General features: G+C 63.4%; 17 protein-coding genes and 1 pseudogene. 11 read left to right on the top strand and 7 right to left on the bottom strand.

Translation table 11 applies throughout. From position 1 onward, the window contains the following. The first annotated feature begins 25 nt into the window (after positions 1-25). Positions 26-1,144, top strand: coding sequence for a cobalamin-independent methionine synthase II family protein (locus tag LMTR21_RS27470; RefSeq protein WP_065754220.1), 1,119 nt, complete (start codon positions 26-28; stop codon positions 1,142-1,144). A gap of 107 nt (positions 1,145-1,251) precedes the next feature. Here the strand turns inward: LMTR21_RS27470 and LMTR21_RS27465 are convergent, their stop codons facing one another. Further along, complete coding sequence (locus tag LMTR21_RS27465) at positions 1,252-2,880, bottom strand: caspase family protein (protein ID WP_084030727.1); 1,629 nt, start codon at positions 2,878-2,880, stop codon at positions 1,252-1,254. A 199-nt stretch (positions 2,881-3,079) separates the two neighbouring features. Here LMTR21_RS27465 and LMTR21_RS27460 point away from each other — a divergent pair, with 199 nt between their 5' ends. From LMTR21_RS27460 to LMTR21_RS40335, 5 genes are all read left to right on the top strand, one after another. After that, entirely contained in the window at positions 3,080-4,432 is a 1,353-nt protein-coding gene (locus tag LMTR21_RS27460; RefSeq protein WP_065754219.1) for a hypothetical protein, read from the top strand. 57 nt (positions 4,433-4,489) lie between these two features. Beyond that, complete coding sequence (gene metK / locus LMTR21_RS27455; RefSeq protein WP_065754218.1) at positions 4,490-5,686, top strand: methionine adenosyltransferase; 1,197 nt, start codon at positions 4,490-4,492, stop codon at positions 5,684-5,686. 120 nt (positions 5,687-5,806) lie between these two features. After that, entirely contained in the window at positions 5,807-7,234 is a 1,428-nt protein-coding gene (gene ahcY, locus LMTR21_RS27450; RefSeq protein WP_065754217.1) for an adenosylhomocysteinase, read from the top strand. 222 nt (positions 7,235-7,456) lie between these two features. Continuing rightward, positions 7,457-8,923 (top strand): flavin-containing monooxygenase, encoded by a 1,467-nt coding sequence (locus tag LMTR21_RS27445; protein ID WP_065754216.1) that lies wholly within the window; start codon positions 7,457-7,459, stop codon positions 8,921-8,923. A 171-nt stretch (positions 8,924-9,094) separates the two neighbouring features. Further along, positions 9,095-9,247, top strand: a complete 153-nt coding sequence (locus tag LMTR21_RS40335) for a hypothetical protein (protein ID WP_187399206.1) — start codon at positions 9,095-9,097, stop codon at positions 9,245-9,247. A gap of 290 nt (positions 9,248-9,537) precedes the next feature. Here the strand turns inward: LMTR21_RS40335 and LMTR21_RS27440 are convergent, their stop codons facing one another. The 5 genes from LMTR21_RS27440 to galE form a co-directional block, all read right to left on the bottom strand. Then, positions 9,538-9,939, bottom strand: a complete 402-nt coding sequence (locus tag LMTR21_RS27440) for an ACT domain-containing protein (RefSeq protein WP_065754215.1) — start codon at positions 9,937-9,939, stop codon at positions 9,538-9,540. Positions 9,940-10,029: 90 nt separating this feature from the next. After that, on the bottom strand, positions 10,030-10,344 hold the full coding sequence (locus LMTR21_RS27435) for an EthD family reductase (RefSeq protein ID WP_057858971.1): 315 nt from the start codon (positions 10,342-10,344) through the stop codon (positions 10,030-10,032). Between the two features lie 953 nt (positions 10,345-11,297). Then, the gene (locus LMTR21_RS27430) at positions 11,298-11,999 is read right to left on the bottom strand and encodes a fumarylacetoacetate hydrolase family protein (RefSeq protein ID WP_065752627.1); all 702 of its coding nucleotides are present in this window, start codon (positions 11,997-11,999) and stop codon (positions 11,298-11,300) included. A gap of 46 nt (positions 12,000-12,045) precedes the next feature. Next, positions 12,046-13,866 (bottom strand): ABC transporter ATP-binding protein, encoded by a 1,821-nt coding sequence (locus tag LMTR21_RS27425; protein WP_065752626.1) that lies wholly within the window; start codon positions 13,864-13,866, stop codon positions 12,046-12,048. Between the two features lie 103 nt (positions 13,867-13,969). Continuing rightward, positions 13,970-14,983 (bottom strand): UDP-glucose 4-epimerase GalE, encoded by a 1,014-nt coding sequence (gene galE, locus LMTR21_RS27420; RefSeq protein ID WP_065752625.1) that lies wholly within the window; start codon positions 14,981-14,983, stop codon positions 13,970-13,972. A 145-nt stretch (positions 14,984-15,128) separates the two neighbouring features. Here galE and LMTR21_RS27415 point away from each other — a divergent pair, with 145 nt between their 5' ends. After that, positions 15,129-16,157, top strand: coding sequence for a glycosyltransferase family 4 protein (locus LMTR21_RS27415; RefSeq protein WP_141688263.1), 1,029 nt, complete (start codon positions 15,129-15,131; stop codon positions 16,155-16,157). Here the strand turns inward: LMTR21_RS27415 and waaF are convergent. Further along, positions 16,139-17,203, bottom strand: coding sequence for a lipopolysaccharide heptosyltransferase II (gene waaF, locus LMTR21_RS27410; protein ID WP_148636016.1), 1,065 nt, complete (start codon positions 17,201-17,203; stop codon positions 16,139-16,141). The genes LMTR21_RS27415 and waaF overlap by 19 nt on opposite strands. Positions 17,204-17,366: 163 nt before the next feature. Between waaF and rfaD the strand changes: the two genes are divergently transcribed. From rfaD to LMTR21_RS27390, 4 genes and pseudogenes are all read left to right on the top strand, one after another. Then, a complete protein-coding gene (rfaD, locus tag LMTR21_RS27405; RefSeq protein WP_065752622.1) occupies positions 17,367-18,344 on the top strand; it encodes an ADP-glyceromanno-heptose 6-epimerase in 978 nt (325 codons plus the stop codon). Between the two features lie 18 nt (positions 18,345-18,362). Then, positions 18,363-19,835 (top strand): D-glycero-beta-D-manno-heptose-7-phosphate kinase, encoded by a 1,473-nt coding sequence (gene rfaE1 / locus LMTR21_RS27400; RefSeq protein WP_065752621.1) that lies wholly within the window; start codon positions 18,363-18,365, stop codon positions 19,833-19,835. Between the two features lie 23 nt (positions 19,836-19,858). Next, positions 19,859-21,108, top strand: a pseudogene (locus tag LMTR21_RS27395) (O-antigen ligase family protein). Positions 21,109-21,194: 86 nt separating this feature from the next. Beyond that, positions 21,195-22,412 (top strand): O-antigen ligase family protein, encoded by a 1,218-nt coding sequence (locus LMTR21_RS27390; RefSeq protein WP_141688266.1) that lies wholly within the window; start codon positions 21,195-21,197, stop codon positions 22,410-22,412. Positions 22,413-22,468 lie beyond the last annotated feature (56 nt).

The raw sequence follows: 22,468 nt of genomic DNA, 5'->3' as shown, positions 1-22,468 counted from the left end.
ACTAGATCCAATGGGAGTTGAGACCATGCAGAGAACCAAGCCCCCGTTCCGCGCCGACGAGGTCGGCAGTCTGTTGCGGCCGCCGCGCATCAAGGAAGCGCGCGCCAAGCTGGAGAAGGGCGAGATCACAGCCGAGGACCTGCGCAAGGCCGAAGACCTCGAGATCGAGAAGGTCGTGCACCGGCAGGCCTCGGTCGGCCTGAAACTCGCGACCGACGGCGAATTCCGCCGCTCCTGGTGGCATTTCGATTTTCTCGCCAAGCTCACGGGCTGCGAGCTCTTCCACCCCGAAACCGGCATTCAGTTCGCGGGCGTCGAGACCCGCCATGACGCGGTCCGCGTCATCGGCAAGCTCGATTTTCCCGACAACCATCCGATGCTGGATCATTTCCGTTTCCTGAAGAAGCAGGCCGACACCGCGCACGTCACGCCGAAGATGACGATCCCGTCGCCGGCGGTGCTGCATTTCCGCGGCGGCCGCAAGTCGATCTCGAAGGAGGTCTATCCCGATCTGGAGGAATTCTTCCTCGATCTCGGCAAGACCTATCGCAAGGCGGTGAAGGCATTCTACGACGCCGGTTGCCGCTATTTGCAGTTCGACGATACCGTGTGGGCCTATCTCTGCTCGCAAGACGAATTGCAGAAGGCGCGCGACCGCGGCGATAATCCCGACGGCCTGCAGGAGATCTACGCGCGCGTCATCAACTACGCGCTGGCGGATCGGCCGGCCGACATGGTGGTGACCACGCATGTCTGCCGCGGCAATTTTCGCTCGACCTGGATCTCCTCCGGCGGCTACGAGCCGGTGGCCGAGACCATGCTGGCCGGCACCAATTACGACGGCTACTTCCTCGAATATGATTCCGACCGCGCCGGCGGCTTCGAGCCGCTGCGCTATTTGCCGAAGGGCAACAAGGTCGTGGTGGTCGGCGTCATTACCTCCAAGTTCGGCGAGCTCGAGAAGAAGGACGACATCAAGCGCCGCCTCGATGAGGCCGCCAAATTTGCTCCGCTCGAGCAGCTCGCGGTCTCGCCGCAATGCGGCTTTGCCTCGACCGAGGAGGGCAACATCCTGTCCGAGGAAGAGCAGTGGGCGAAGCTGAGCCTCGCGGTCGAGGTCGCGAATGAGGTTTGGGGGAAGTAAGTCCCTCCGCCGTCATTCCGGGATGGTGCGTCAGCACCAGACCCGGAATCTCGAGATCCCGGGTTCGATGCTGCGCATCGCCCCGGGATGACGGCGCGAGCACGCCGTCACTTCTCCGCCAGATAGACTTCACCCAGCAGCGACGAATTCGACCACGGCACCTGCTTGCCCTTGGTCGCGGCGACGACTTCGGCGCGGACCCGCGTCAGCATCTGCTGCACCTCCAGTCCCGGTGTGCCGATATGGCGTGACAGCGCGGCCGAGAACGGGCTGTTGGCGCCTTCGCCGTCGAGCGCGACCTGCCCGGGGGCGGTCGCAAACGCGATCAGCGTGCCCGCGCCGAGCGTCGAACCTGCGCCAAGCGTCGTCGGCGCGGCCAATCCCGAGCCGCCTTCGATGCCGCGCTCTTCACCTGCGGACACCACCTTCGGTGCCATCGGATTGTTGCGGCAGGCATCGAGGATCAGGATGTTGGTGCGGACCTGGTCGTCGAGGCCGGCCATGATCGTATCCATGTCCATCATCGCTTCAGTCATGCGATTGCCGGCCTGAAACTGCGCGTCGATCGGCACCAGATAATTGCGGCCGTCGACCTGGATGCCGTGGCCGGCATAGTAGACCACCGCGATCTGCGCCCGCGCGGCCTCGCGCAGGAAATCGCGGATCGTGGCCTGCATCGCGGTGCGGTCGAGATCGATGCCTTCCTTCACGGTGAAACCGATGTCGCGCAGGCTCTTGGCGATCGAGCGGGCGTCATTCGAGGGATTGGGCAGCGGTCTGACATGCGCGTAGCCGCCATTGCCGATCACAAGCGCGACGCGCCGGCTGCTCGCAGTCGGTGCTTGTTGCACGGGCGCGGGAGATGGGGGCGCCGCACCGGCCGGCGCAGGCGGGGCCGCCGCGTCAGCGCGCGAACGCTGCGATTCTGCCGGATTTCTCGGTGGCGGCAACACCTCCGACAGCAGCGACAGGCGAACCTTCGCGGTCGCCTGATTGGCCTTGCTGCCGGCATCGGAAGCCTGGCCTTCCAGCACCGTGGCGTAATCCTGCTTCGCGCGGTTGAGATCGCCCTTGGCCTCGTAGGAGAGGGCGCGCTGGCTATAGGCCGAGATCAGCACGCTGCCGGGCGGCGTCATGATGTTGACCGGCGCTTTTGCCTTCGCCAGCCGGATCGCCTCGGTGGTGTCGGCGATGGCGCGATCGAGATTACCCTTGGCGCGCCAGATGATCGAACGGCTGGTCAACGGCTGCGGCAGTTGCGGATCGAGGCGGATCGCTTCATTTATGTCGGCCAGCGCGCCATCGAGATCGCCGAGTGCCTGTTTGGATATGCCGCGGTTCTGCCAGGAGAAGGCGGAGGGCGGACCGAGCTTGATCGCTTGATCGTAGTCGGCGATCGCCTTGGCGTATTGGCCCTTGTCGTAATAGGCCGAGCCGCGCAGATTGTAGGCGGCGACGCTGGGGTGCAGGCGGATCGCCTCGCTCGCATCCGCGATCACCTGCGCATAATTGCCCTTCTTGTTCCAGCCGACTGCGCGCCAGAAGTAGATGGTCGCGGGCTTCTCGCCGGAAAACACTTTCAGCGCGATGATCTTGTTGCAGGCGTTGATCTGCTGATCGGCCGGCGTGGTGTCGGTGGTGCAGAGCGGCCCAAGCTGGCTGCGCGGCTGGGCTGTTGATGGCTCGGACCACAGCGCGGCGGCGAGCAGGGCAAGCATCAGGATTGCGCGGCGCATCAGGTCCCCATGATTGGCGGTCGCACGTGGCGGATACCGCTTTGTTGCCTGCCGCGGAATGGGGGTTCAAGGCCGGCGCCGGTGCATGCCGGCTGTCCGAGACGGGGGCTTCCTTTGGTGGGCAGATGGTGGTAGGACGCTAACATCACCCGGCGCTGCCCACCTGAGTTTCCCAATGTTTTCCGGTCTCCCTGGCCCGATGAAGAACGACCAGATCCTCAGCCAGATCACCGAGTTCTGCCGTCAGTCCGACATGGCGGAGACGACGTTCGGCCGGCGGGTGGTCAATGACGGCAAGCTGGTGCATCGCCTGCGCGAGGGGAAGCGGATCACCATCGACACGCTGGACCGGATCAATGCCTATATCGCGGCGTCCACGGGCGCGCTTCCGCCTCCGCGCGGGCTCGACGTGCCGCCGGAGAAGCGCGATCCCAGAGGCAATTTCCGCTTCTTTGAGAATCGACAGAAATACCTGCTGTTCGTCCATACCTGCAGCGAAAAGCGGGTCATCGCCGAGCGGGTGGCGCTGGAACTCTCCAGCCTGCATCCGCGGCCGCCGGCGCTTCGGGTATTCGACGCCGGCGTCGGCGACGGCACGGTGTTGGCGCGGGTGATGCGCTCGATGCACGGCCGCTTTCCCCATATGCCGTTCTACATCGCCGGCAAGGAACTCAGCCTGGAGGACGTCCGGCTGACGCTCGACAAGGTGCCCGACCGGCTGTTTGAGCATCCGGCCACCGTCGTGGTCCTGACCAACATGCATTACGCCGAGGCGCCCTGGCTGACGCCGGCTTCGCCCACCGCTGCAGCGGGCATGCTCTGGCACGAGGTCGCCCTGCGCGGGGCGTCTTCGGGGGAATTCGAGACCCAGATCGCTGAGCTGGGGCCGTTTCTGGAGCAAAACTGGCGGGCCAATATCAGCCCCAAATCGGGCATGCCGATTTATGAACGGCCGGTAGCGCTGGTGCTGTACCGGGAGGACCACCGGTTCCTGCTTGATTCGATCATTCCCCGGGCGGGCCGGACCGAGGCCAACTTCGACCTCGTGATCGCTTCCCAGCCTTACCGGGCCAAATCCTCTGTGAATTTCCGTGCCAAGCGGATCATTGCGCCGCTGGCGCGGGCGTTGCGGGCAGGAGGCCGTTTGATTGGAATTCACTCCCACGGCCACGATCCGGGCCTGGAAATCATCCAGACGGTGTGGCCGGGAGAAAATCCTTTCGCCGTGAGCCGCCATGAGCTATTGCGCGCGGTGAAATACGAGCTCGGGTCGGCCGGGCGCGACCTTAACTTTAATGCCTACGCCGATAACCGTTCCATCTTTCGTTATGATATGGAAGCGCTGCCCAACGAGGTCACCGGCTCGATCGGAACCTCCACGGCTTTTGCAGCGTGGAATGCGGCAGTGTATGTCGCCCAGATCGAAGACGACCGGTTGACGGAAATGACTGAAAACAGCCGAGCCCTCGATGCTACGCGAGAGGTTCTGCGCAAGCATAATGGGCTTTGGTTCTACGACGAATCCTACGTCATTTCGCGTCGTCGCGACTGACATTCCAGGACACTTGAACAAGCGCCGCCGCGAATGGCGGAAACGAAGGGGTTTTAGATGCGCGCGTCCTATCTGTTTACCAGCGAGTCGGTCTCGGAAGGTCATCCGGACAAGGTCTGTGACCGGATCTCCGACGAGATCGTCGATCTGTTCTATCGGGAAGGCCCGAAGGCGGGCATCGATCCCTGGCAGATCCGCGCGGCCTGCGAAACGCTCGCCACCACCAACAAGGTTGTGATCGCCGGCGAAACCCGTGGTCCGGCATCGGTCACCAACGACCAGATCGAAAGCGTGGTGCGCGACGCGATCAAGGACATCGGCTACGAGCAGGAAGGCTTCCACTGGGAGAAAGCCGACATCGAGATCCTGCTGCATCCGCAGTCGGCCGATATCGCGCAGGGCGTCGATGCGCTGCAGCCGGGCGAGGTAAAGGAAGAGGGCGCGGGCGACCAGGGCATCATGTTCGGCTACGCCACCAACGAGACGCCCGACCTGATGCCGGCGCCGATCTTCTATGCCCACAAGATCCTGCGGCTGATTTCCGAAGCGCGCCACTCCGGCCGCGAGAAGGTGCTCGGCCCGGACTCCAAGAGCCAGGTCACCGTGCAGTACGAAAACGGCAAGCCCGTCGGCGTGCGCGAGATCGTGGTCTCGCACCAGCATCTGGTCGAGGATCTCTCCTCCAACCAGATTCGCGACATCGTCGAGCCCTATGTCCGCGAGGCGCTGCCGAAGGACTGGATCAACGGCAAGACCATCTGGCACATCAACCCGACCGGCAAGTTCTTCATCGGCGGTCCCGACGGCGACGCCGGCCTCACTGGCCGCAAAATCATCGTCGACACCTATGGTGGCGCGGCTCCGCATGGTGGCGGCGCGTTCTCCGGCAAGGATCCGACCAAGGTCGATCGTTCGGCCGCTTATGCCGCGCGCTATGTCGCCAAGAACATCGTCGCAGCCGGTCTCGCCGACCGCTGCACGCTGCAGCTTGCTTATGCGATCGGCGTGGCGCGTCCGCTGTCTATCTATATCGACACCCACGGCACCGGAAAGGTGCCGGAGGACGTGCTCGAGAAGGCGGCTGCGCAAGCGATGGATCTGACGCCGCGCGGCATCCGCACCCATCTCGACCTCAACCGTCCGATCTACGCGCGCACGTCGGCCTACGGCCATTTCGGCCGCACGCCCGACAATGAAGGCGGCTTCTCCTGGGAGAAGACCGATCTGGTCGAACCGCTCAAGCGCGCGGTTTAGCGAACACGTCATTCCGGGGCGCCGCGATAGCGGCGAACCCGGAATCTCAAACTGCTGGATTCCGGGTTCGCTCGTTTCACGAGCGCCCCGGAATGACGAGCAAACAAACAGGAAGCTCTCATGAACGCCCCCACCAAGCCCGCCTTCACCGACTACATCGTCAAGGACATCTCGCTCGCCGATTTCGGTCGCAAGGAGATTTCGCTGGCCGAGACTGAAATGCCGGGCCTGATGGCGACGCGCGAGGAATACGGTCCGAAGCAGCCGCTGAAGGGGGCCCGCATCGCCGGCTCCCTGCACATGACGATCCAGACCGCGGTCTTGATCGAGACGCTGGCAGCCCTCGGCGCCGACATCCGCTGGGTGTCGTGCAACATCTATTCGACGCAGGACCATGCGGCGGCGGCGATCGCGGCTGCCGGCATTCCGGTGTTTGCGGTGAAGGGCGAGACGCTGACCGAATACTGGGACTACACCGCAAAACTGTTCGACTGGCACGGCGGCGGCACGCCCAACATGATCCTCGATGACGGCGGCGACGCCACCATGCTGGTGCATTACGGCCTGCGCGCCGAGCAGGGCGACGTGGCCTTCCTCGACAAGCCGGGTTCGGAAGAGGAGGAAGTGTTCTTCGCGCTGATCAAGCGGCTCCTGAAGGAGAAGCCGAAGGGCTACTTCGCCGAGATCGCCAAGAGCATCAAAGGCGTCTCGGAAGAGACCACCACGGGCGTGCATCGCCTCTACGACATGGCGAACAAGGGCAAGCTGCTGTTCCCCGCCATCAACGTCAACGACAGCGTGACAAAATCGAAGTTCGACAACCTCTATGGCTGCCGCGAGTCGCTGGTCGACGGCATCCGCCGCGGCACCGACGTCATGATGTCCGGCAAGATCGCGATGGTCGCGGGCTTCGGCGACGTCGGCAAGGGCTCGGCCGCTTCGCTGCGCCAGGCCGGCTGCCGCGTCATGGTCTCCGAAGTCGATCCGATCTGCGCGCTGCAGGCGGCGATGGAAGGCTATGAAGTCGTCACCATGGAACACGCCGCGCCTCGCGCCGACATCTTCGTCACCGCGACCGGCAACAAGGACATCATCACCATCGACCACATGCGCGCGATGAAGGATCGCGCCATCGTCTGCAACATCGGCCACTTCGACAACGAGATCCAGATCGCCGGCCTTCGTAACCTGAAGTGGACCAACATCAAGCCGCAGGTCGACGAGATCGAATTCCCCGACAAGCACCGCATCATCCTGCTCTCGGAAGGCCGCCTGGTGAATCTCGGCAACGCCATGGGCCATCCGTCCTTCGTGATGTCGGCCTCCTTCACCAACCAGACGCTGGCGCAGATCGAGCTGTTCGCCAACAACAAGGACGGCAAGTACGAGAAGAAGGTCTACGTGCTGCCGAAGACCTTGGACGAGAAGGTGGCGCGGCTGCATCTCGCCAAGATCGGCGTCAAGCTGACCGAGTTGCGCAAGGACCAGGCGGACTATATCGGCGTCAAGCCGGAAGGCCCGTTCAAGTCGGATCACTACCGCTACTGATTTCGGACAGGACCTCCCGCAGTGGGCGCCGTCCTGACGTGAACGCACAAGCACAAGCAAGCCCCGGAGCGATCCGGGGCTTTTTGCTTGCCTGCGGCACAATCTGCGACAGTTGAAATTCAACGGCAAATTTCGATACAGCCTGTATCGCTGCAGTAAGCTCACAATGCGAGTTGCAATTTCTGCCTGCTGCCCATTACATCTGGGAGCAGGGAGAACGCCATGACCGATACGGCAGAACATTTCGACGTCCTCATCGTCGGCGCGGGCCTGTCCGGCATCGGCGCGGGCTATCATTTGCAGGAGAAGTGCCCGGGCAAGAGCTACGTGATCCTGGAGGGGCGCGATTGCATCGGCGGCACCTGGGATCTCTTCCGCTATCCCGGCATCCGCTCCGACAGCGACATGTACACGCTCGGCTATTCGTTCCGTCCCTGGACCGAGCCGAAGGCAATCGCCGACGGTCCGCGGATCCTGAACTATGTGTGCGAGACTGCTTCCGACAACGGCATCGACAAGAAGATCCGTTTCCATCATCGCGTGAAACGTGCGTCGTGGTCGTCGCCGGATTCGCGCTGGACCGTGGAAGCGGAACGCACGGTGGGCGAGGGCGCGACCGAGACCGTTCGCTTCACCTGCAGTTTCCTGTTCATGTGCTCGGGCTATTACAAATACGAGGAAGGTTACACGCCGGAGTTTTCGGGCACGGCTGATTTCGCCGGCCAGATCGTGCATCCGCAGAAATGGCCCGAGGAACTCGACTATGCCGGCAAGCGCGTGGTGGTGATCGGCTCGGGCGCCACCGCCGTGACGCTGGTGCCGGAGATGGCGAAGACCGCCGCGCATGTCACCATGCTGCAGCGTTCGCCGACCTACGTGGTGGCGCGGCCGGCGGAAGACGCGCTCGCCAACAAGCTGCGCCAGAATCTTTCGGCCAAGCTCGCCTATCATTTGATCCGCTGGCGCAATGTGCTGTTCGGCATGTATTTCTTCCAGCTCTGCCGCCGCAAGCCGGATCGCGCCAAGCAGTTGATCCTCGGCGGCGTCAAGATGGCGCTGGGTCCGGAATACGACGTGGCCAAACATTTCACGCCGCGCTACAATCCGTGGGAGCAGCGGCTCTGCCTGGTGCCGGACGGCGACCTGTTCAAGTCGATCCGCGACAAGCGCGCTTCCGTCGCGACTTGCGAGATCGACACGTTTACGAAGAGCGGCATCAAGCTGAAGGACGGCGGCGAGATCGAGGCTGACGTCATCGTCACCGCAACCGGACTGGTGCTGCAGGTGGTCGGCGGTCTCGAGGTCAGCGTCGACGGCCGCGCGGTCGATTTCGCGCGGACGCTGAACTACAAGGGCATGATGTATTCGGACATTCCGAACATGGCCTCCGCGTTCGGCTACACCAACGCATCGTGGACGCTGAAGTGCGACCTGACCTGCGAATATGTCTGCCGTCTCATCAATTACATGGATCGCAACGGCTACAAGCAGTGCATGCCGCATAATGTCGATCCTGACGTCACCGAAATGCCGTCGCTGGATTTCTCCTCCGGCTATGTGCAGCGCTCGATCGCAAAACTTCCCAAGCAGGGCTCGAAGCGGCCGTGGCGGCTGTATCAGAACTACGCGCTCGACATCGTCACCTTGCGCTATGGCAAGGTTGATGACGGCGTGATGCAGTATTCGTGACGCCGAATTGGGAACCGTGCTTGGGGGCGGCTGCGTCCGCTCGTCCCATGCGTCGTTTCGCGTATACGTAGTCGTCCTCGAATCGTCCAACATGTCCTCACGGTTAACGCCGGATTAACCGGCGTGGCGCACGCTGCGTAGCTTGCGGCCCCTGACAGCACGAGGAAGCCCATGGACGCTCAGCGAATTGCCATCGAGGCTATCGTGGCGCTGACCGATTGCGACCGCGAGGCGGCCGCCGCCTTCGTCCGCAAGTGCTATCTCGCCGGCGTCCGCGATCCCAAGCGGCTCACATTCAAGGGCCTGCAGGCGCTGCGGGGCTGAGCTCCATTGCACACCAAGACTTGTCATGCCCCGCGAAGGCGGGGCATCCAGTACGCTGCGGCCCATCGGTTCAATCACTGGCGTCTCTGGAATACTGGATCCCCCGCCTTCGCGGGGGACGACAACTGAATGTGAGGGGGCGATCTCGCGGCGCACTGCGTCCGAGGTTTGAATTCGTTTGTCCCCCTTGAAATCAGAGGACGCAGGGAAGACCGGATGCTTGCTGCACCCGAGGTCTCGGGTGCCGTTGCGCATAGCAAGAAACGCACACGAGCATCGGGCTACGGCAGCTACGCTTGCCTCGACATAGATAGTAGATGTCGCAGCGCCTCATCGGCTCTGTGCTCGGGCACAAACAGATGATCGTGATAGAAGGCCGATACCGCATTCACGCTGATGCCGGCCTCCGCCAGACGAGCAGTGACTGCCGCCAAGAAGCCTACAGCCTCAAGTGAGGAATGAACCGTGAGTGTGATCAGTCGCGACGCACATTGATAGGTAAACCTGGCGCTCTCGGCTTCTTCACGCCGCACCACGAAGCTCGTTCCTTCGCGTTCGCGGAAGATGTGCATCGGGGTGAGCGCGGCTGGAATTTTCTCGTCGCCCGGGACGCTGCAGAAGACGAAGACGCCTTCGCGCATCTCGGGCTTCATGTTCTGCAGCAATTTCGCGAGATTGCCTTCGCCCGGCATGGTCTGTGTCTTTCAAGGCGCGCCGTGAAATCGGCGGGTTACGCTTTCGCTAATAACCCGCCCTACGGATCGAGCCCGAAGGCTAAGCCATCAGCCGACGACGACTTCGCTGATCTGGATCACCGGGGACTGATCGGTATAGTTCGGGATGTCAGCCATGATCTCCTTGGCATGCGGCCCGAAGCCGGCCTGGAAGGCCTCGATCGAGTCGCAGAAGATGTGACACATGCCGACATAGGTCGCGGGCGCGCCGGGGGCTCCGCCGGCGAGGCCCTTGTCGACCGTGTAGGACTTGCAGGCATCGCCCATGCGCGCCTTCACCAGCGGCATATGCTTGTCGCGGTAGTAGTCGTGATCGAAGCGCCCGCCGGGCGTATTGGGATACATTACGCTGACCTTGATCATGGACGTCCTCCGATCTGATGTTCGCCGTTATGCTCCGGCAATAGCGAAAATCTGCGGCAGTTTTGCGGATCTTGCAACCGATACTCATCTTGGCAGAATCGTAGCCCGCATGAGCCAACGGGTCCGCGCGTAGCGCGGCCCGATGACAGGCTCCGCGATATGCGGGGACGCCACACCCCGGATGTCGCTGTGTGCCCCGAAAGGGCGTGTATCACCAGTGGAGGAAGAATCCACCCAGATAGTTGTCGATAGGTCTGGTAGCTGACGAGCAGGGTGGCTGGGTAACTGGTCACACTGAAGCCTCGTGACAAAGGTCGCCTTGGGCGGTCGAGCAATCCAGCGGGCCGTAACGTGAGTGAAGCCTGAGCAGGCCTCGAAAGTGAAGATGCGGATGCCGACCCGCCAGCGATACGGGGAAGGCAGCACAGGTGGGGAAGCAATCGACGCGCGCACCCATCTGATCCGCCGGGGTAATGGGCACGGCACGGTGGCAAGGTGATGCAGGCAACGGGGGAGACCCGTTTTGGCGAGGGTGGCGGCCTCAACGTCGCTAAAGGCGGCGGCCGGAACGGGAGTCGGACAGGGTCATAGTACTGATGAAACCGGGTAACTCCGGTGGAGGGAAGGACCCTGACTTCGGGCACGCCTTTCGAAGGAGCCGAGGAGTGGTGATTGGCGATAAGCCTGCAAACACCAGTTAGCTCCGGACGCTCCTGAGAAGGCTGTACGACAGAACGAAGGCTGATCAGTCGTGTGTTCTGTCGTGAAGCCAGTCGGAAAGCCGGATGCCGGAAATCGGCACGTCCGGTTTGATGAGCGGGGAGAGGAAACGGAACGTTGCCGCATGGCCCAAGTCACCGCGCCTCTCCTCGACTCTACGCGCTCATCCGGGCTACAAAAAAGCCCCGGGGCATGTCCGGGGCTTTGGATCTCGTGACGGCCTTCGCCGCTCGCTATTCCGGCTTGCCGATATTGACCTTCAGCGTGCCGACGCCGTCGACGCCGCATTCGAGCTTGTCGCCGGGCTGGAGCTGGGAGACGCCGGCCGGCGTGCCCGTCATGATGATGTCGCCGGCGGCGAGTTTCACCTGCTGCGAGAGCTGCCAGATGATCTCAGGCACGTTCCAGATCAGCTCGGTGAGGTCGCCTTTCTGCGCTTCCTTGCCGTTCACCGTCAGCCAGATCTTGCCCTTGGCGGGATGACCGATCTTGGAAGCCGGCTGAATCGCCGAGCAAGGCGCGGAATAGTCGAACGACTTGCCGATTTCCCACGGCCGCTCCTTCTTGCGCGAGGCGATCTGCAGGTCGCGGCGGGTGAGGTCGATGCCGACGGCGTAGCCGTAGACATGGTCGAGCGCCTTGTCGGCGGGGATGTTGAGGCCGCCGCTCTTCATGGCGACGATCAGCTCGACCTCGTGATGCAGATCCTTGGTCAGCGGCGGATAGGGGATCGTGGCGCCGTCGGGCACCAGCATGTCGGCGTGCTTGCCGAAGAAGAACGGCGGCGCGCGCTCGTCATTGCCCATCTCGCGGATGTGCTCGAGATAGTTGCGGCCGACGCACCAGATGCGGCGCACCGGATAGGTGCCGGTCTCGCCGACGACGGGAAGGGCGGGCTGCGGGACTGCTGGAATGACGTAGGAGGCTGCGTTCATGAAGGGGGTCTCGAGTGGTTACAATAGGAAACCGGCGGGGTCGCTTTTACGCGGTTGCGCTGACCGGCGCCAGACTGGGATGACCGGCATCACGCTGCTGCAGGCGGAAGAAGGACGCATAGCGGCCGCCGCGGCGCAGCAAATCGTCGTGCTGACCGCGCTCGACGATCTCGCCGCCCTCGACCACCAGGATGGCGTCGGCATGCATGATGGTGTGCAGGCGGTGGGCGATCACGATGGTGGTGCGGTTCCGGCAGAGATGCTCGATCGCCTCCTGCACCGCCTTTTCGGATTCGGAATCGAGCGCCGCGGTAGCCTCATCCAGCAGGATGATCGGCGCATTCTTGAGCAGCGCCCGCGCCACGGCGATGCGCTGGCGCTGGCCGCCCGAGAGCTGCGTGCCGTGCTCGCCGACCGGCGTGTCGTAGCCGAGCGGAAAGCCCATGATGAAGTCGTGCGCGCAGGCCGCTTTCGCCGCTGCCACGATCTCGTCCTGGCTGGCGCCTTCCTTGCCGAAGGCGATGTTGGCACCGATGGTGTCGCGGAACAGATAGACGTCCTGCCCGACATAGCCGGTCTGGCGGCGTAGCGACTGGCGCGACACGCCCGAGATCGCCTGGCCATCGATCAGGATCTCGCCCTGATTCACCTCGTAGAGCCGCAGCAGCAGCGCCAGCACCGTGGACTTGCCGCCGCCGGACGGGCCGACCAGCGCGGTGGTCTTGCCGGGTTCAGCGACGAAGCTCATGCGATTGAGTACCGGCTCGCCTGGCCGGTAGCCGAAGGTAACGCCACGGAACTCGACCCGCGCGTCGGTGAGTTTCAGCGCTGGCTCGTCACCGTCGTCAGGCTCGCTCGGCGGGCTGTCGACGATTTCGAGCAGCTTGCGCGCGCCGATCAGGTTGCTGTTGAGCTCGATGTTGAGCCGCGCCAGCCGCTTGGCCGGCTCATAGGCCAACAGGAACGCGGTCAGGAATGAAAAGAACTGGCCGGGCGAAGCGCCCATCGCGACCACGCGATAGCCGCCATACATCAGGCCGCCTGCGATCGCGAAGCCGCCAAGGGTTTCCATCAGTGGGCTGGAGCGGTTGGAAACGCGCGCCATCTTGTTGGCGTTGCGCTCGACCGCGGTGATGCTGGCGTCGATCCGCTCGCGCATCGCCTGTTCGAGCGTAAAGGCTTTCACGGTGCGGATGCCCTGCAGCGATTCCTGCATCGTCTCCATGATGTCGGCGGTGCCGGAGAACTGGTTGTGCGCAAGACCCTTGATGCGCTTCACCAGCTTGCGCAGCACGATCATCGCCGGCGGTGCCACCGCAAAACCAAGCAGCGCCATCATGGGATCGGTCATCACCATGACGACGACGAGCGCGATCAGCGACAGCAGATCGCGGCCGATGGCGTTGATCAGGAGATTGAGCACCTGCGTCACCGCGGTGGCGCCAGCAGTCAGCCGCGCCAGGAATTCCGATGAATGCCGCTCGGAAAAGAACGCGATGTTTTCGCTCATCAGCTTGGCAAACAGCCGGCGCTGGTTATTGGCGAGGATCGCATTGCCGATCTGCGACAGGATCACGGTGTGCCCGTAGGTCGCCGCGCCCTTGATCGTAAAAATGACGACGGTGACCAGCGACAAAAGCGCAATCCCGCGCACATCCTTGTCGACATAGGCCTTGTTGATGACTTCGCCGAGCAGGTAGGCGGAACCCGCGGTCGTCACCGCCGCGACCCCCATCAGCGAAAAGGCGAGCAGATAGCGCCGCCAGTAGGCGAGCCCCTGTTCGGCAACGAGGCGCCGAATCAGGATCGCCGCACCATAGGGGTCGTCGGTGATTTTCTTCGGAGTTTCTTTTGGAAGTTCGGTCATCCGCGTTCCATCGACGGCGCCGGGCGAACCGGCGCGTCAGGGCTGCTGCGATGCCTCCTTGCCTGCTTAACCGGGCTTTTTCAAGCCCAATAAGTGTTTGATTTCACGCCGATTGCGCGTGCTGCGGGAGGCCGCCGCGCTCGCTGAACAGCTTCTTTTCCCAGGTCAGCGCATGGCCTGCGATGGTCTCGAGATTGTCGTATTGCGGCGTCCAGTCGAGCATGGCGCGGATCCGGCTGGTATCGGCGACCATGGTCATGATGTCGCCGGGGCGGCGCGGCGCATATTGAACTGCGAAATTGCGCATCGAGACGCGGCGCACGGCCTCGATGGTTTCCTTGACCGAATAGCCGCGGCCGTAACCGCAGTTCAGCGTGATCGAGCCTCCGCCGCCGCGCAGGTATGACAGCGCGGCGCGATGGGCCTGCGCGAGGTCGCTGACATGGATGAAGTCGCGGATGCAGCTGCCATCCGGCGTCGGATAGTCGGTTCCGTAGACGTCGACCTTGGCGCGCTGCCCGGTCGCGGCTTCCACCGCGATCTTGAGCAGATGCGTCGCCCCGACGGTAGAAAGGCCGCAGCGTCCTTTCGGATCCGCGCCCGCGACGTTGAAATAGCGCAACACGATATACTTCATGTCGTGCGCACTGGCGACGTCGTGGAGCATGATTTCGGTCATCAGCTTGGAAGAGCCGTAGGGCGACATCGGCCGCGTCGGCGCATGCTCCGATACCGGCACCTGGTCCGGATTGCCGTAGACGGCGGCGGTCGACGAGAAGATGAAGCGGTTGACGCCGCCCTTGACCGCGGCATTCAGGAGGCTGCGGGTCGTCATGGTGTTGTTGCGGTAATAGCCGAGCGGATCGCGCATCGAATCCGGCACCACGACCGAGCCTGCGAAATGAATGATGCTCTCGACGCGGTGCTGGGCGATCACGCCCTCGACGAGGTTTTCGTCGCCGGCGTCGCCGATGAACAGCGGCACGGGCCGCGGCAGGAAGGCAGAAAAGCCGGTCGACAGATTGTCGATCACGACGACGCTTTCGCCGGCATCCGCCAGCGCATGAACCATATGACTTCCGATATAGCCGGCGCCGCCGGTGACGAGCACGGTCATTGGTCACCTCTCCCGATTTATTTAGGTCGATGCTAGCGGGGCTGCGGTGAAGAGGGGGTTTCGGCGCGGGCGAACTGGCCACTATGCTTAATGTTGCGTATAGGAACTTTCCGAACCGGAGCCGGACGTGCCTATCGAGAATAATTTGGCCAGAGATCTGCAGCTGATCGTGCCGAATCTGCACAGGCGCTATTCCGGTGTCACGGCGACCAACCGGATGGTGGCGCCGATACTCGCCACAATGTACCGCGCCGCATGGCTGGGTCCGCACGCGCCCGACGGCATCGCGCGGATGGGTTTTGCCGATCTGTTCAAACTCTGGCGGCATCGCACGCCGCTGATCTGGCATGCGCGGCGCAATGACGAGATGATCGCGGGGCTGTTGCTGCGCGCGCTCGGTTGGCCGATGAAACTGGTCTTTACGTCCGCCGCACAGCGTCATCATAAACGGCTGACGCGCTGGCTGATCCGGCAGATGGACGCGATCATCGCGACCTCCGAATTGTCGGCGTCGTTTCTCAAACGCGAGGCGACGGTGGTGATGCATGGCGTCGATACGATGCGCTACGCACCGCCGGCCGACCGCGCGGCCGCGTTTGCGGAAGCGAAGCTGCCGGGACGCTACGCGATCGGCTGCTTCGGCCGGGTGCGTGCGCAAAAGGGCACGGATGTTTTCGTCGAGGCGATGTGCCGGCTGTTGCCGCGCTATCCCGATTTCACCGCCGTCATCGTCGGCGCTGTCGTGCCGGAGCAGCAGGGGTTTGCCGACGGCTTGAAACGACAGATCGAGGCCGCCGGGCTGCAATCGCGCATCGTCATCACGGGCGAGCTCGAAATCGAGCAGGTGCAGCGCTGGTACCAGCGGCTGACGATCTACGCCTTCACCTCGCGCAACGAAGGTTTTGGCCTGACGCTGATCGAGGCGATGTCGTCGGGTGCAGCACTGGTGGCGGCGCGCGCGGGCGCGGCGCAGTTCGTGGTCGAGGACGGCGTGACCGGCGTGCTGACGCCGCCGGGCGATGCCGACGCGCTGGTGGCGGCGCTCGAGCCCTTGATGCGCGATCCGCAAGCGGCGATTGCGATGGGCGAACGCGCACGAAAGCGCGTCATTGAAAAATTCAGCCTGGAAGCGGAAGCGAACGCGATCGCCGCGGTCTATCGGGCGCTTGATTGAGTCATCACGCGCTGCGCGATGTCGGCCACCTCGGACGCGGCAATGTCGCGCATGCAGCGGTGGTCGTTCATGGTGCAGACGGTGCGCTGGCAGGGCTGGCAGGACAGCTTCGATTTGTTCTGCAGCACCGTGGCGGCAAGGCCGTTCAGCGGCGCCCACAGATAGGGGCTGGTCGGGCCGAAAATGCCCATGGTCGGCGTGCCGATCGCGGCGGCGATGTGCATCAGGCCGGAGTCGTTCGAGATTGCGACGCTCGCCGCCGCCATCGCCAGAACGCCGTTGCGCAGATCAGTGCCGGTAAGGTCGCGGGCCCTGCCGCTGGTAGCGGCGACGATTTCCTGCGCCAGTGCCTTTTCGCCGGGGCCGCCGACCACCCAGACGTCGAGGCCGCGCTCGATCAGGAGCCGTGCTGCTTCCGGATAATAGGTCCAACGTTTCGAGGCGCCGACGGAACCGGGGCCCAGCGCGACCGCAGGCCCCGATCCCAGCCCGTTGGCCTGCCGCCAGCGGGCGGCTTCCTCCGGCGGAACCACGAGCTGCGGTACCGGCCATTCCGGCGGCAGCGGCGCGCCTGATGGCAGCGCCAGCGCGGCATTCTTGTCGATGAAGCGGGGTAGGGCCTTTTCGCCCCAGCGCATCCGGTTGATCAGCCCGAATCGCGCCTCGCCGAAAAAGCCGACGCGCTCGGGTATCCCGGCAAGTGCCGGCGCAATCGCCGCCTTCCAGGTGCGGGGCAGGACGAGGGCGGTTCCGTAGCTGCGGGAGCGGAGTTCGGCGGCCAGCCCCCTCTGCCTGGCGATAGCAAGCCGGCTGCGGGGGAGGTCCCGGACGATGCCCGCCCGGACGCCCGGCATGTAATCGACCAGGGGGGCGCACAGGGAGGTCACCAGCAGGTCCACCGGGCGGTTCGGCCAGCGTTGTTTCAGGACCCGCACGACCGTATGACCGCGGACGAAATCGCCAATCCACATATAGGGAACGATCAGAATCGGCCTGATGTCGGCGGCATCCTCCAGCTCGATTTCATGTGGTGAATTTAAATTCATGCCTTGACGGGTTCGCCGCTAACCGATTACGGCACCGTCGGTAACCGCTCCGCATCGGCAGGTAAAGCCGGTCGATCAACTTCGCTTCGGCTTGAGAAGCAAAGTTGCCTGCCGCCCGGGAGTGGGGCAAAGCTTTTGCCGAACAATCAAGGCAGGGGATGGCATGTTGCTGGTGACCGGGGGCGCCGGTTTTATCGGGTCGAACGTCGTGGCCGCGTTGAATGACGCCGGCCGGGACGTGGCCGTGTGCGACATGCTCGGGCACGACGGCAAATGGCGCAACCTCGCCAAGCGCCGGCTCGCCGATTTCGTGCCGCCTGTGGAAATGATGGACTGGCTGAAGGGCCGGCGGCTCGAGGCGATCATCCATCTCGGCGCCATCTCCGAGACCACCGCGACCGACGGCGACCTGGTGATCGAGACCAATTTCCGCCTGTCGATGCGGCTGCTCGACTGGTGCACGGCGAACACCACGCCGCTGATTTACGCCTCATCCGCCGCCACCTATGGGGACGGCAGCAGCGGCTTTGGCGACGACCAATCCATGGATGCACTGAAGAAGCTGCGGCCGATGAATCTCTACGGCTGGAGCAAGCATTTGTTCGACATGGCGGTGGCCGAGCGCGCTGCACGCGGTGAACGGCTGCCGCCGCAATGGGCCGGGTTGAAGTTCTTCAACGTGTTCGGCCCCAACGAGTACCACAAGGGCACGATGATGAGCGTGCTGGCGCGGCGCTTTGACGACATCAGAGACGGGCGTCCCGTGCAATTGTTCAAGTCCCATCGTGAAGGCATCGCCGACGGCGACCAGCGGCGCGACTTCATCTATGTCGACGACGTCGTGCGGGTGACGATGTGGCTGCTTTCCACGCCCGATGTCAGCGGCATCTTCAATGTCGGCACCGGCACCGCGCGCAGTTTCCGCGACCTGATGCTGTCGGCCTATGCCGCGCTCGGCACGCAACCGAACATCCAGTATATCGACATGCCCGAGCAGATCCGCGGCAGCTATCAATACTTCACCCAGAGCGAAGTCGATCGGCTGCTGCGCGCCGGGTATAATGGCGGCTTCACTGCGCTGGAAGACGCGGTCGAGACCTATGTGAAGGTCTTTCTCGACCGCGCCGATCGCTTTCGCTGACGGGCTTGAGGTGGACAGATGTTCGATTTCGAAGCCCTGAGCCAGGCGATCCCGCGTCAGACCGTGCTCTGCGTCGGCGACCTCATGCTCGACGAGTTCGTCTATGGCGAGGTGTCGCGCGTTTCGCCGGAAGCGCCGGCACCCGTGATCGCCGTTCAGCGCAGCGAGACCAATGTCGGTGGCGCCGGCAACGTCGCGCGCAACATCGCTTCTCTCGGTGCGCGCTGCATCTTCGTCGGCCTGATCGGCGATGACGAGGCCGGCGCGAAGCTGAAGGCCGATCTGGCGCGGGAGCAACTGATCGAGGCGGTGCTGGTCTCCGATTCCTCGCGCCCGACGACGCGTAAGGTACGCTTCGTCTCCGAGCATTTTTCCACCCACATGCTGCGCGCGGATTGGGAACTGTCCGTGCCGGCCTCGGCCGATGTCGAGCAAAGGCTGATCGACGCGATCGTGCCGCAGGTCGCGCGTGCCGATATCGTGCTGCTGTCCGATTATGCCAAGGGCGTGCTGACGGCGCGCGTCATCCGCAATATCATCGATGCCGCGAACAAGCTCGGCAAGCGCGTGATCGTCGATCCCAAGAGCGCCAATTTCGCGATCTATCGCGGCGCCACGCTTTTGACGCCCAACCGCAAGGAGTTTGCGGAAGCCACCCGCAGCCGCGCCGATACCGACCAGAACATTGCCGGAGCGGCGCAGGACGCGATGGTTCTCGCCGATTGCGAGGCGATGCTGGTGACGCAAAGCGAGCACGGCATGACGCTGGTGGTGCGCGGCGGCGAGGCGATCCACGTGCCGGCGCTGCCGGTCAAGGTGCGCGACGTCTCGGGCGCGGGCGACACCGTCGCCGCGGCGCTGGCGCTGACGCTAGCGGCCAGGGCGGATTGGGAAACGGCGCTGCGGATGGCGAATGCGGCGGCGGCCGTCGCGGTCGGCAAGAAGGGTACCGCTACCGTGTCGCCGGCGGAACTGCGGCGAAGAATCCTGCCGCATGCCTCGCTGGCGGCGGAGGAAAAGATCGTGGCTGCCGGCGGCGATCTCGATGCGCATCTTTTGGACTGGCGCCGGCAGGGGCTGCGCATCGGCTTCACCAATGGCTGCTTCGACATTCTGCATCCCGGCCACGTCAAGGTGCTGACGGCCGCGCGCGGCGCCTGCGACCGCCTGATCGTCGGCCTCAACAGCGATGCGTCGGTGAAGCGGCTGAAGGGCGAGGGGCGCCCGGTGCAGGACGAGCGGGCGCGTGCCGAAGTGCTGGCGGCGCTGGAGGCGGTCGATCTCGTCGCGATCTTCGAAGAGGACACGCCGATCGAACTGATCGCGAAGGTGAGGCCGAGCGTGCTGGTCAAAGGCGGCGACTACACCCGCGAGCAGGTCGTCGGCCACGAGATCGTCGAGGCCGCGGGCGGCGAGGTCATGCTCGTCGACATTCTGCCGGGCCACAGCACGACGTCGCTGGTCGGCCGCGCACGGGGAGACAATGCGTGAGCGTTAGTGCTGTGGTGCCACCGATGTCCCTGGTGCGACGATACTGGCGCGACCAGGCGCTGTGGCTGACGATTGCGGATGTCTTCGCCATTCTGGCCGCGTTTGCGCTGCCCTGGTCGACGACGGTCCTGGCGATCTTCGTGCTCTGCTGGCTCGGCGCCGTGGCCTGGATGATGGACTGGCGGGCCTACGGGCGTTTGCTGAAACAGCCGATCTGCTATTTGCCGCTCGCACTGGTCGGCCTTGCCGCCGTGGGTACGTTATGGGCCGACGCCGCGTGGAACGTGCGGCTTGCCGCCATCGCCCCAACCCTCAAGTTCCTGGTGCTGCCGGGATTGTTCTATCATTTCCAGCGGTCGTCGCGGGGGATGTGGGTCTTCACCGCATTCCTGGTGTCGTGCGCCCTGCTGATGGTGGTGTCGTGGCTGGTCGCGATTGATCCAAGCCTCTCGCTTAAGCCCGGTGATGATGCGTATCGCGGCATCTTTGTCAAAAACTACATCGACCAGAGCCAGGAGTTTGCACTCTGCGCGATCGCGCTGACCTATCCGATCGTCAATCTGCTGCGGCTGAAGAAGGTGCGGCAAGCATTGGTGCTGAGTGCCGTTTCGCTCGGTTTCATCGCAAACATGGCGTTCGTCGTCGTCTCCCGGACCGCCATCGTTACAATGCCGATCATGCTGGCGGTGTTTGCGCTGCTTCACCTGAGGCGACGCACCAGTTTGATCATCATAGGCGTCATGATCGCTCTCGTGGGCGTCCTTTGGTTCACCACGACCGACTTGCGCTGGGGTCCCAAGAGATTTCTCAGGGATTATCAGCTCTACAAGACGGAACAAACCGTGACATCGATTGGGCTTCGGCTCGAGTTCTGGCAAAAATCCGTGCGGTTCTTTTCGGAGGCGCCGGTCATCGGTCACGGAACGGGCTCGCTGCGCGGGCTCTTCGAGCGGGCTGCGACCAACTACTCCGAATCGCCTGCTGGCTCCGTTATAAGCAATCCTCATAACCAGACGCTCAATGTCGCCGTGCAGTGGGGCGTCATGGGCGTGATATTGTTGTATGCGACGTGGCTGTCTCATCTGTTGCTGTTTCGCGGGCCGGGCCTCGTTTCCTGGCTCGGGTTGCTGGTCGTCGTACAAACATGTTCAACTCGCATCTCTTCGATTTTCACGAGGGATGGATGTACGTGCTCGGCGTCGGCGTTGCCGGCGGCATGACGCTGGCGGCCAAACAACGCAGTGAGAAAGCGGATCCGGTGACGGGACCATGAGTTTCGACGGTGAGCGCGGGGCAAAGCGCTCGATCAGTTGGATTGTTTCGCGGATATTGGCGTTCCGCCACGATCACGCAGCGCGGATGCTGAACGTCGACCTCATTGCGGTCGCGGTCGCGGTCATGCTGCCGTGGTCGACCAGCGGCGTCGGTATCGGCATGGCGATATGGTTTTTCGCCCACGTCGCGGTGATCGAATGGCGCCCGTTCCTGCGCTCGTTGCTGCGGCCGATTTGTCTGCTTCCGATTGCACTCGTGGCATTGGCCGCGATCGGAACCCTCTGGTCGGATGCGCCCTGGAACGTACGTTCCTATGCTTTGAGCCCGACGACAAAGCTGCTCTTTCTGCCGTTCCTGTTCTATCATTTCGAGCGCTCGACGCGCGGCATGTGGGTATTCGTCGGCTTCCTGATTTCCTGCGCGCTGCTGGTGCCGGTATCCTGGCTGGTGCTGCTCGAACCATCCCTCACGCTGAAGGTGGACGATGCGGAGCGGGGCATTTTCGTCAAGAACTACATCGACCAGAGCCAGGAATTCGTGCTGTGCACGGTCGTGCTCGCTTTCCCCATCATCACATTGCTGCGAGCCGGGAAAATCAGACAGGCATTGTTGCTGACCGCGGTTGCGGCCAGTTTCATCCTCACCATGGCATTCGTCGTCGTGTCGCGCACGGCGCTGGTCACGCTGCCGATCATGCTTGCCGTGTTCGCGATGGCGCATTTGAGGTGGCGGACCAACGTGCTGCTGTTCATAGCCGCCGTCATGCTCGGCGCGCTGGCCTGGACCTTGTCGCCGCAATTGCAGGCGACCACCGACAAGTTTTCGCGGGACTACCGCATCTATAAGGAATTCAATCAGCCGACGTCGATCGGGTTGCGATTGGAGTTCTGGGAGAAGTCGTTGCGGTTTTTTGCCGAGGCGCCGGTGATCGGCCATGGTACGGGATCGACGCGACGGCTGTTCGAGGCGGCGGCGACCGGCCCTGCGGGGCTGGCGCAGGGGGCGGTGATCGGGAACCCGCATAACCAGACCCTCAACGTCGCGGTCCAGTGGGGTGCTGTCGGGGTGGTGATCCTGTACGCAATGTGGTTTTTTCATTTCTCGTTGTTTCGCGGCGAGGGGCTGGCGGCCTGGATCGGGCTGATGGTGGTGCTGCAGAACGTATTCAGTTCGCTATTCAACTCGCATCTGTTCGATTTTCACGAGGGTTGGATGTATGTGCTCGGCGTCGGGATCGCCGGTGGCATGGTGCTGCGCGCCAGATCCGCGGCCGCCGAATCTTCCGGCACAGGCTTGGCATGATCGCTGGCATGCGCGCCGGAGATAAGATATCAGCGGGCGAGGGGACGCGCCTCGCG

Origin of the sequence: Bradyrhizobium paxllaeri, from assembly GCF_001693515.2 — a bacterium.
In the GTDB taxonomy this organism is placed as follows: Bacteria; Pseudomonadota; Alphaproteobacteria; order Rhizobiales; family Xanthobacteraceae; genus Bradyrhizobium; species Bradyrhizobium paxllaeri.
The sequence above is the reverse complement of the archived record's forward strand: the minus strand, read 5'-3'. Positions and strand labels throughout refer to the sequence as shown.

Excerpts from the sequence above, each read along its gene's own strand:
- LMTR21_RS27470 (WP_065754220.1), top strand. The coding sequence starts at position 26 with ATGCAGAGAACCAAGCCCCCGTTCCGCGCCGACGAGGTCGGCAGTCTG.
- LMTR21_RS27465 (WP_084030727.1), bottom strand. The coding sequence starts at position 2,880 with ATGCGCCGCGCAATCCTGATGCTTGCCCTGCTCGCCGCCGCGCTGTGG.
- LMTR21_RS27460 (WP_065754219.1), top strand. The coding sequence starts at position 3,080 with ATGAAGAACGACCAGATCCTCAGCCAGATCACCGAGTTCTGCCGTCAG.
- metK (WP_065754218.1), top strand. The coding sequence starts at position 4,490 with ATGCGCGCGTCCTATCTGTTTACCAGCGAGTCGGTCTCGGAAGGTCAT.
- ahcY (WP_065754217.1), top strand. The coding sequence starts at position 5,807 with ATGAACGCCCCCACCAAGCCCGCCTTCACCGACTACATCGTCAAGGAC.
- LMTR21_RS27445 (WP_065754216.1), top strand. The coding sequence starts at position 7,457 with ATGACCGATACGGCAGAACATTTCGACGTCCTCATCGTCGGCGCGGGC.
- LMTR21_RS40335 (WP_187399206.1), top strand. The coding sequence starts at position 9,095 with ATGGACGCTCAGCGAATTGCCATCGAGGCTATCGTGGCGCTGACCGAT.
- LMTR21_RS27440 (WP_065754215.1), bottom strand. The coding sequence starts at position 9,939 with ATGCCGGGCGAAGGCAATCTCGCGAAATTGCTGCAGAACATGAAGCCC.
- LMTR21_RS27435 (WP_057858971.1), bottom strand. The coding sequence starts at position 10,344 with ATGATCAAGGTCAGCGTAATGTATCCCAATACGCCCGGCGGGCGCTTC.
- LMTR21_RS27430 (WP_065752627.1), bottom strand. The coding sequence starts at position 11,999 with ATGAACGCAGCCTCCTACGTCATTCCAGCAGTCCCGCAGCCCGCCCTT.
- LMTR21_RS27425 (WP_065752626.1), bottom strand. The coding sequence starts at position 13,866 with ATGACCGAACTTCCAAAAGAAACTCCGAAGAAAATCACCGACGACCCC.
- galE (WP_065752625.1), bottom strand. The coding sequence starts at position 14,983 with ATGACCGTGCTCGTCACCGGCGGCGCCGGCTATATCGGAAGTCATATG.
- waaF (WP_148636016.1), bottom strand. The coding sequence starts at position 17,203 with ATGAATTTAAATTCACCACATGAAATCGAGCTGGAGGATGCCGCCGAC.
- rfaD (WP_065752622.1), top strand. The coding sequence starts at position 17,367 with ATGTTGCTGGTGACCGGGGGCGCCGGTTTTATCGGGTCGAACGTCGTG.
- rfaE1 (WP_065752621.1), top strand. The coding sequence starts at position 18,363 with ATGTTCGATTTCGAAGCCCTGAGCCAGGCGATCCCGCGTCAGACCGTG.
- LMTR21_RS27390 (WP_141688266.1), top strand. The coding sequence starts at position 21,195 with ATGCTGAACGTCGACCTCATTGCGGTCGCGGTCGCGGTCATGCTGCCG.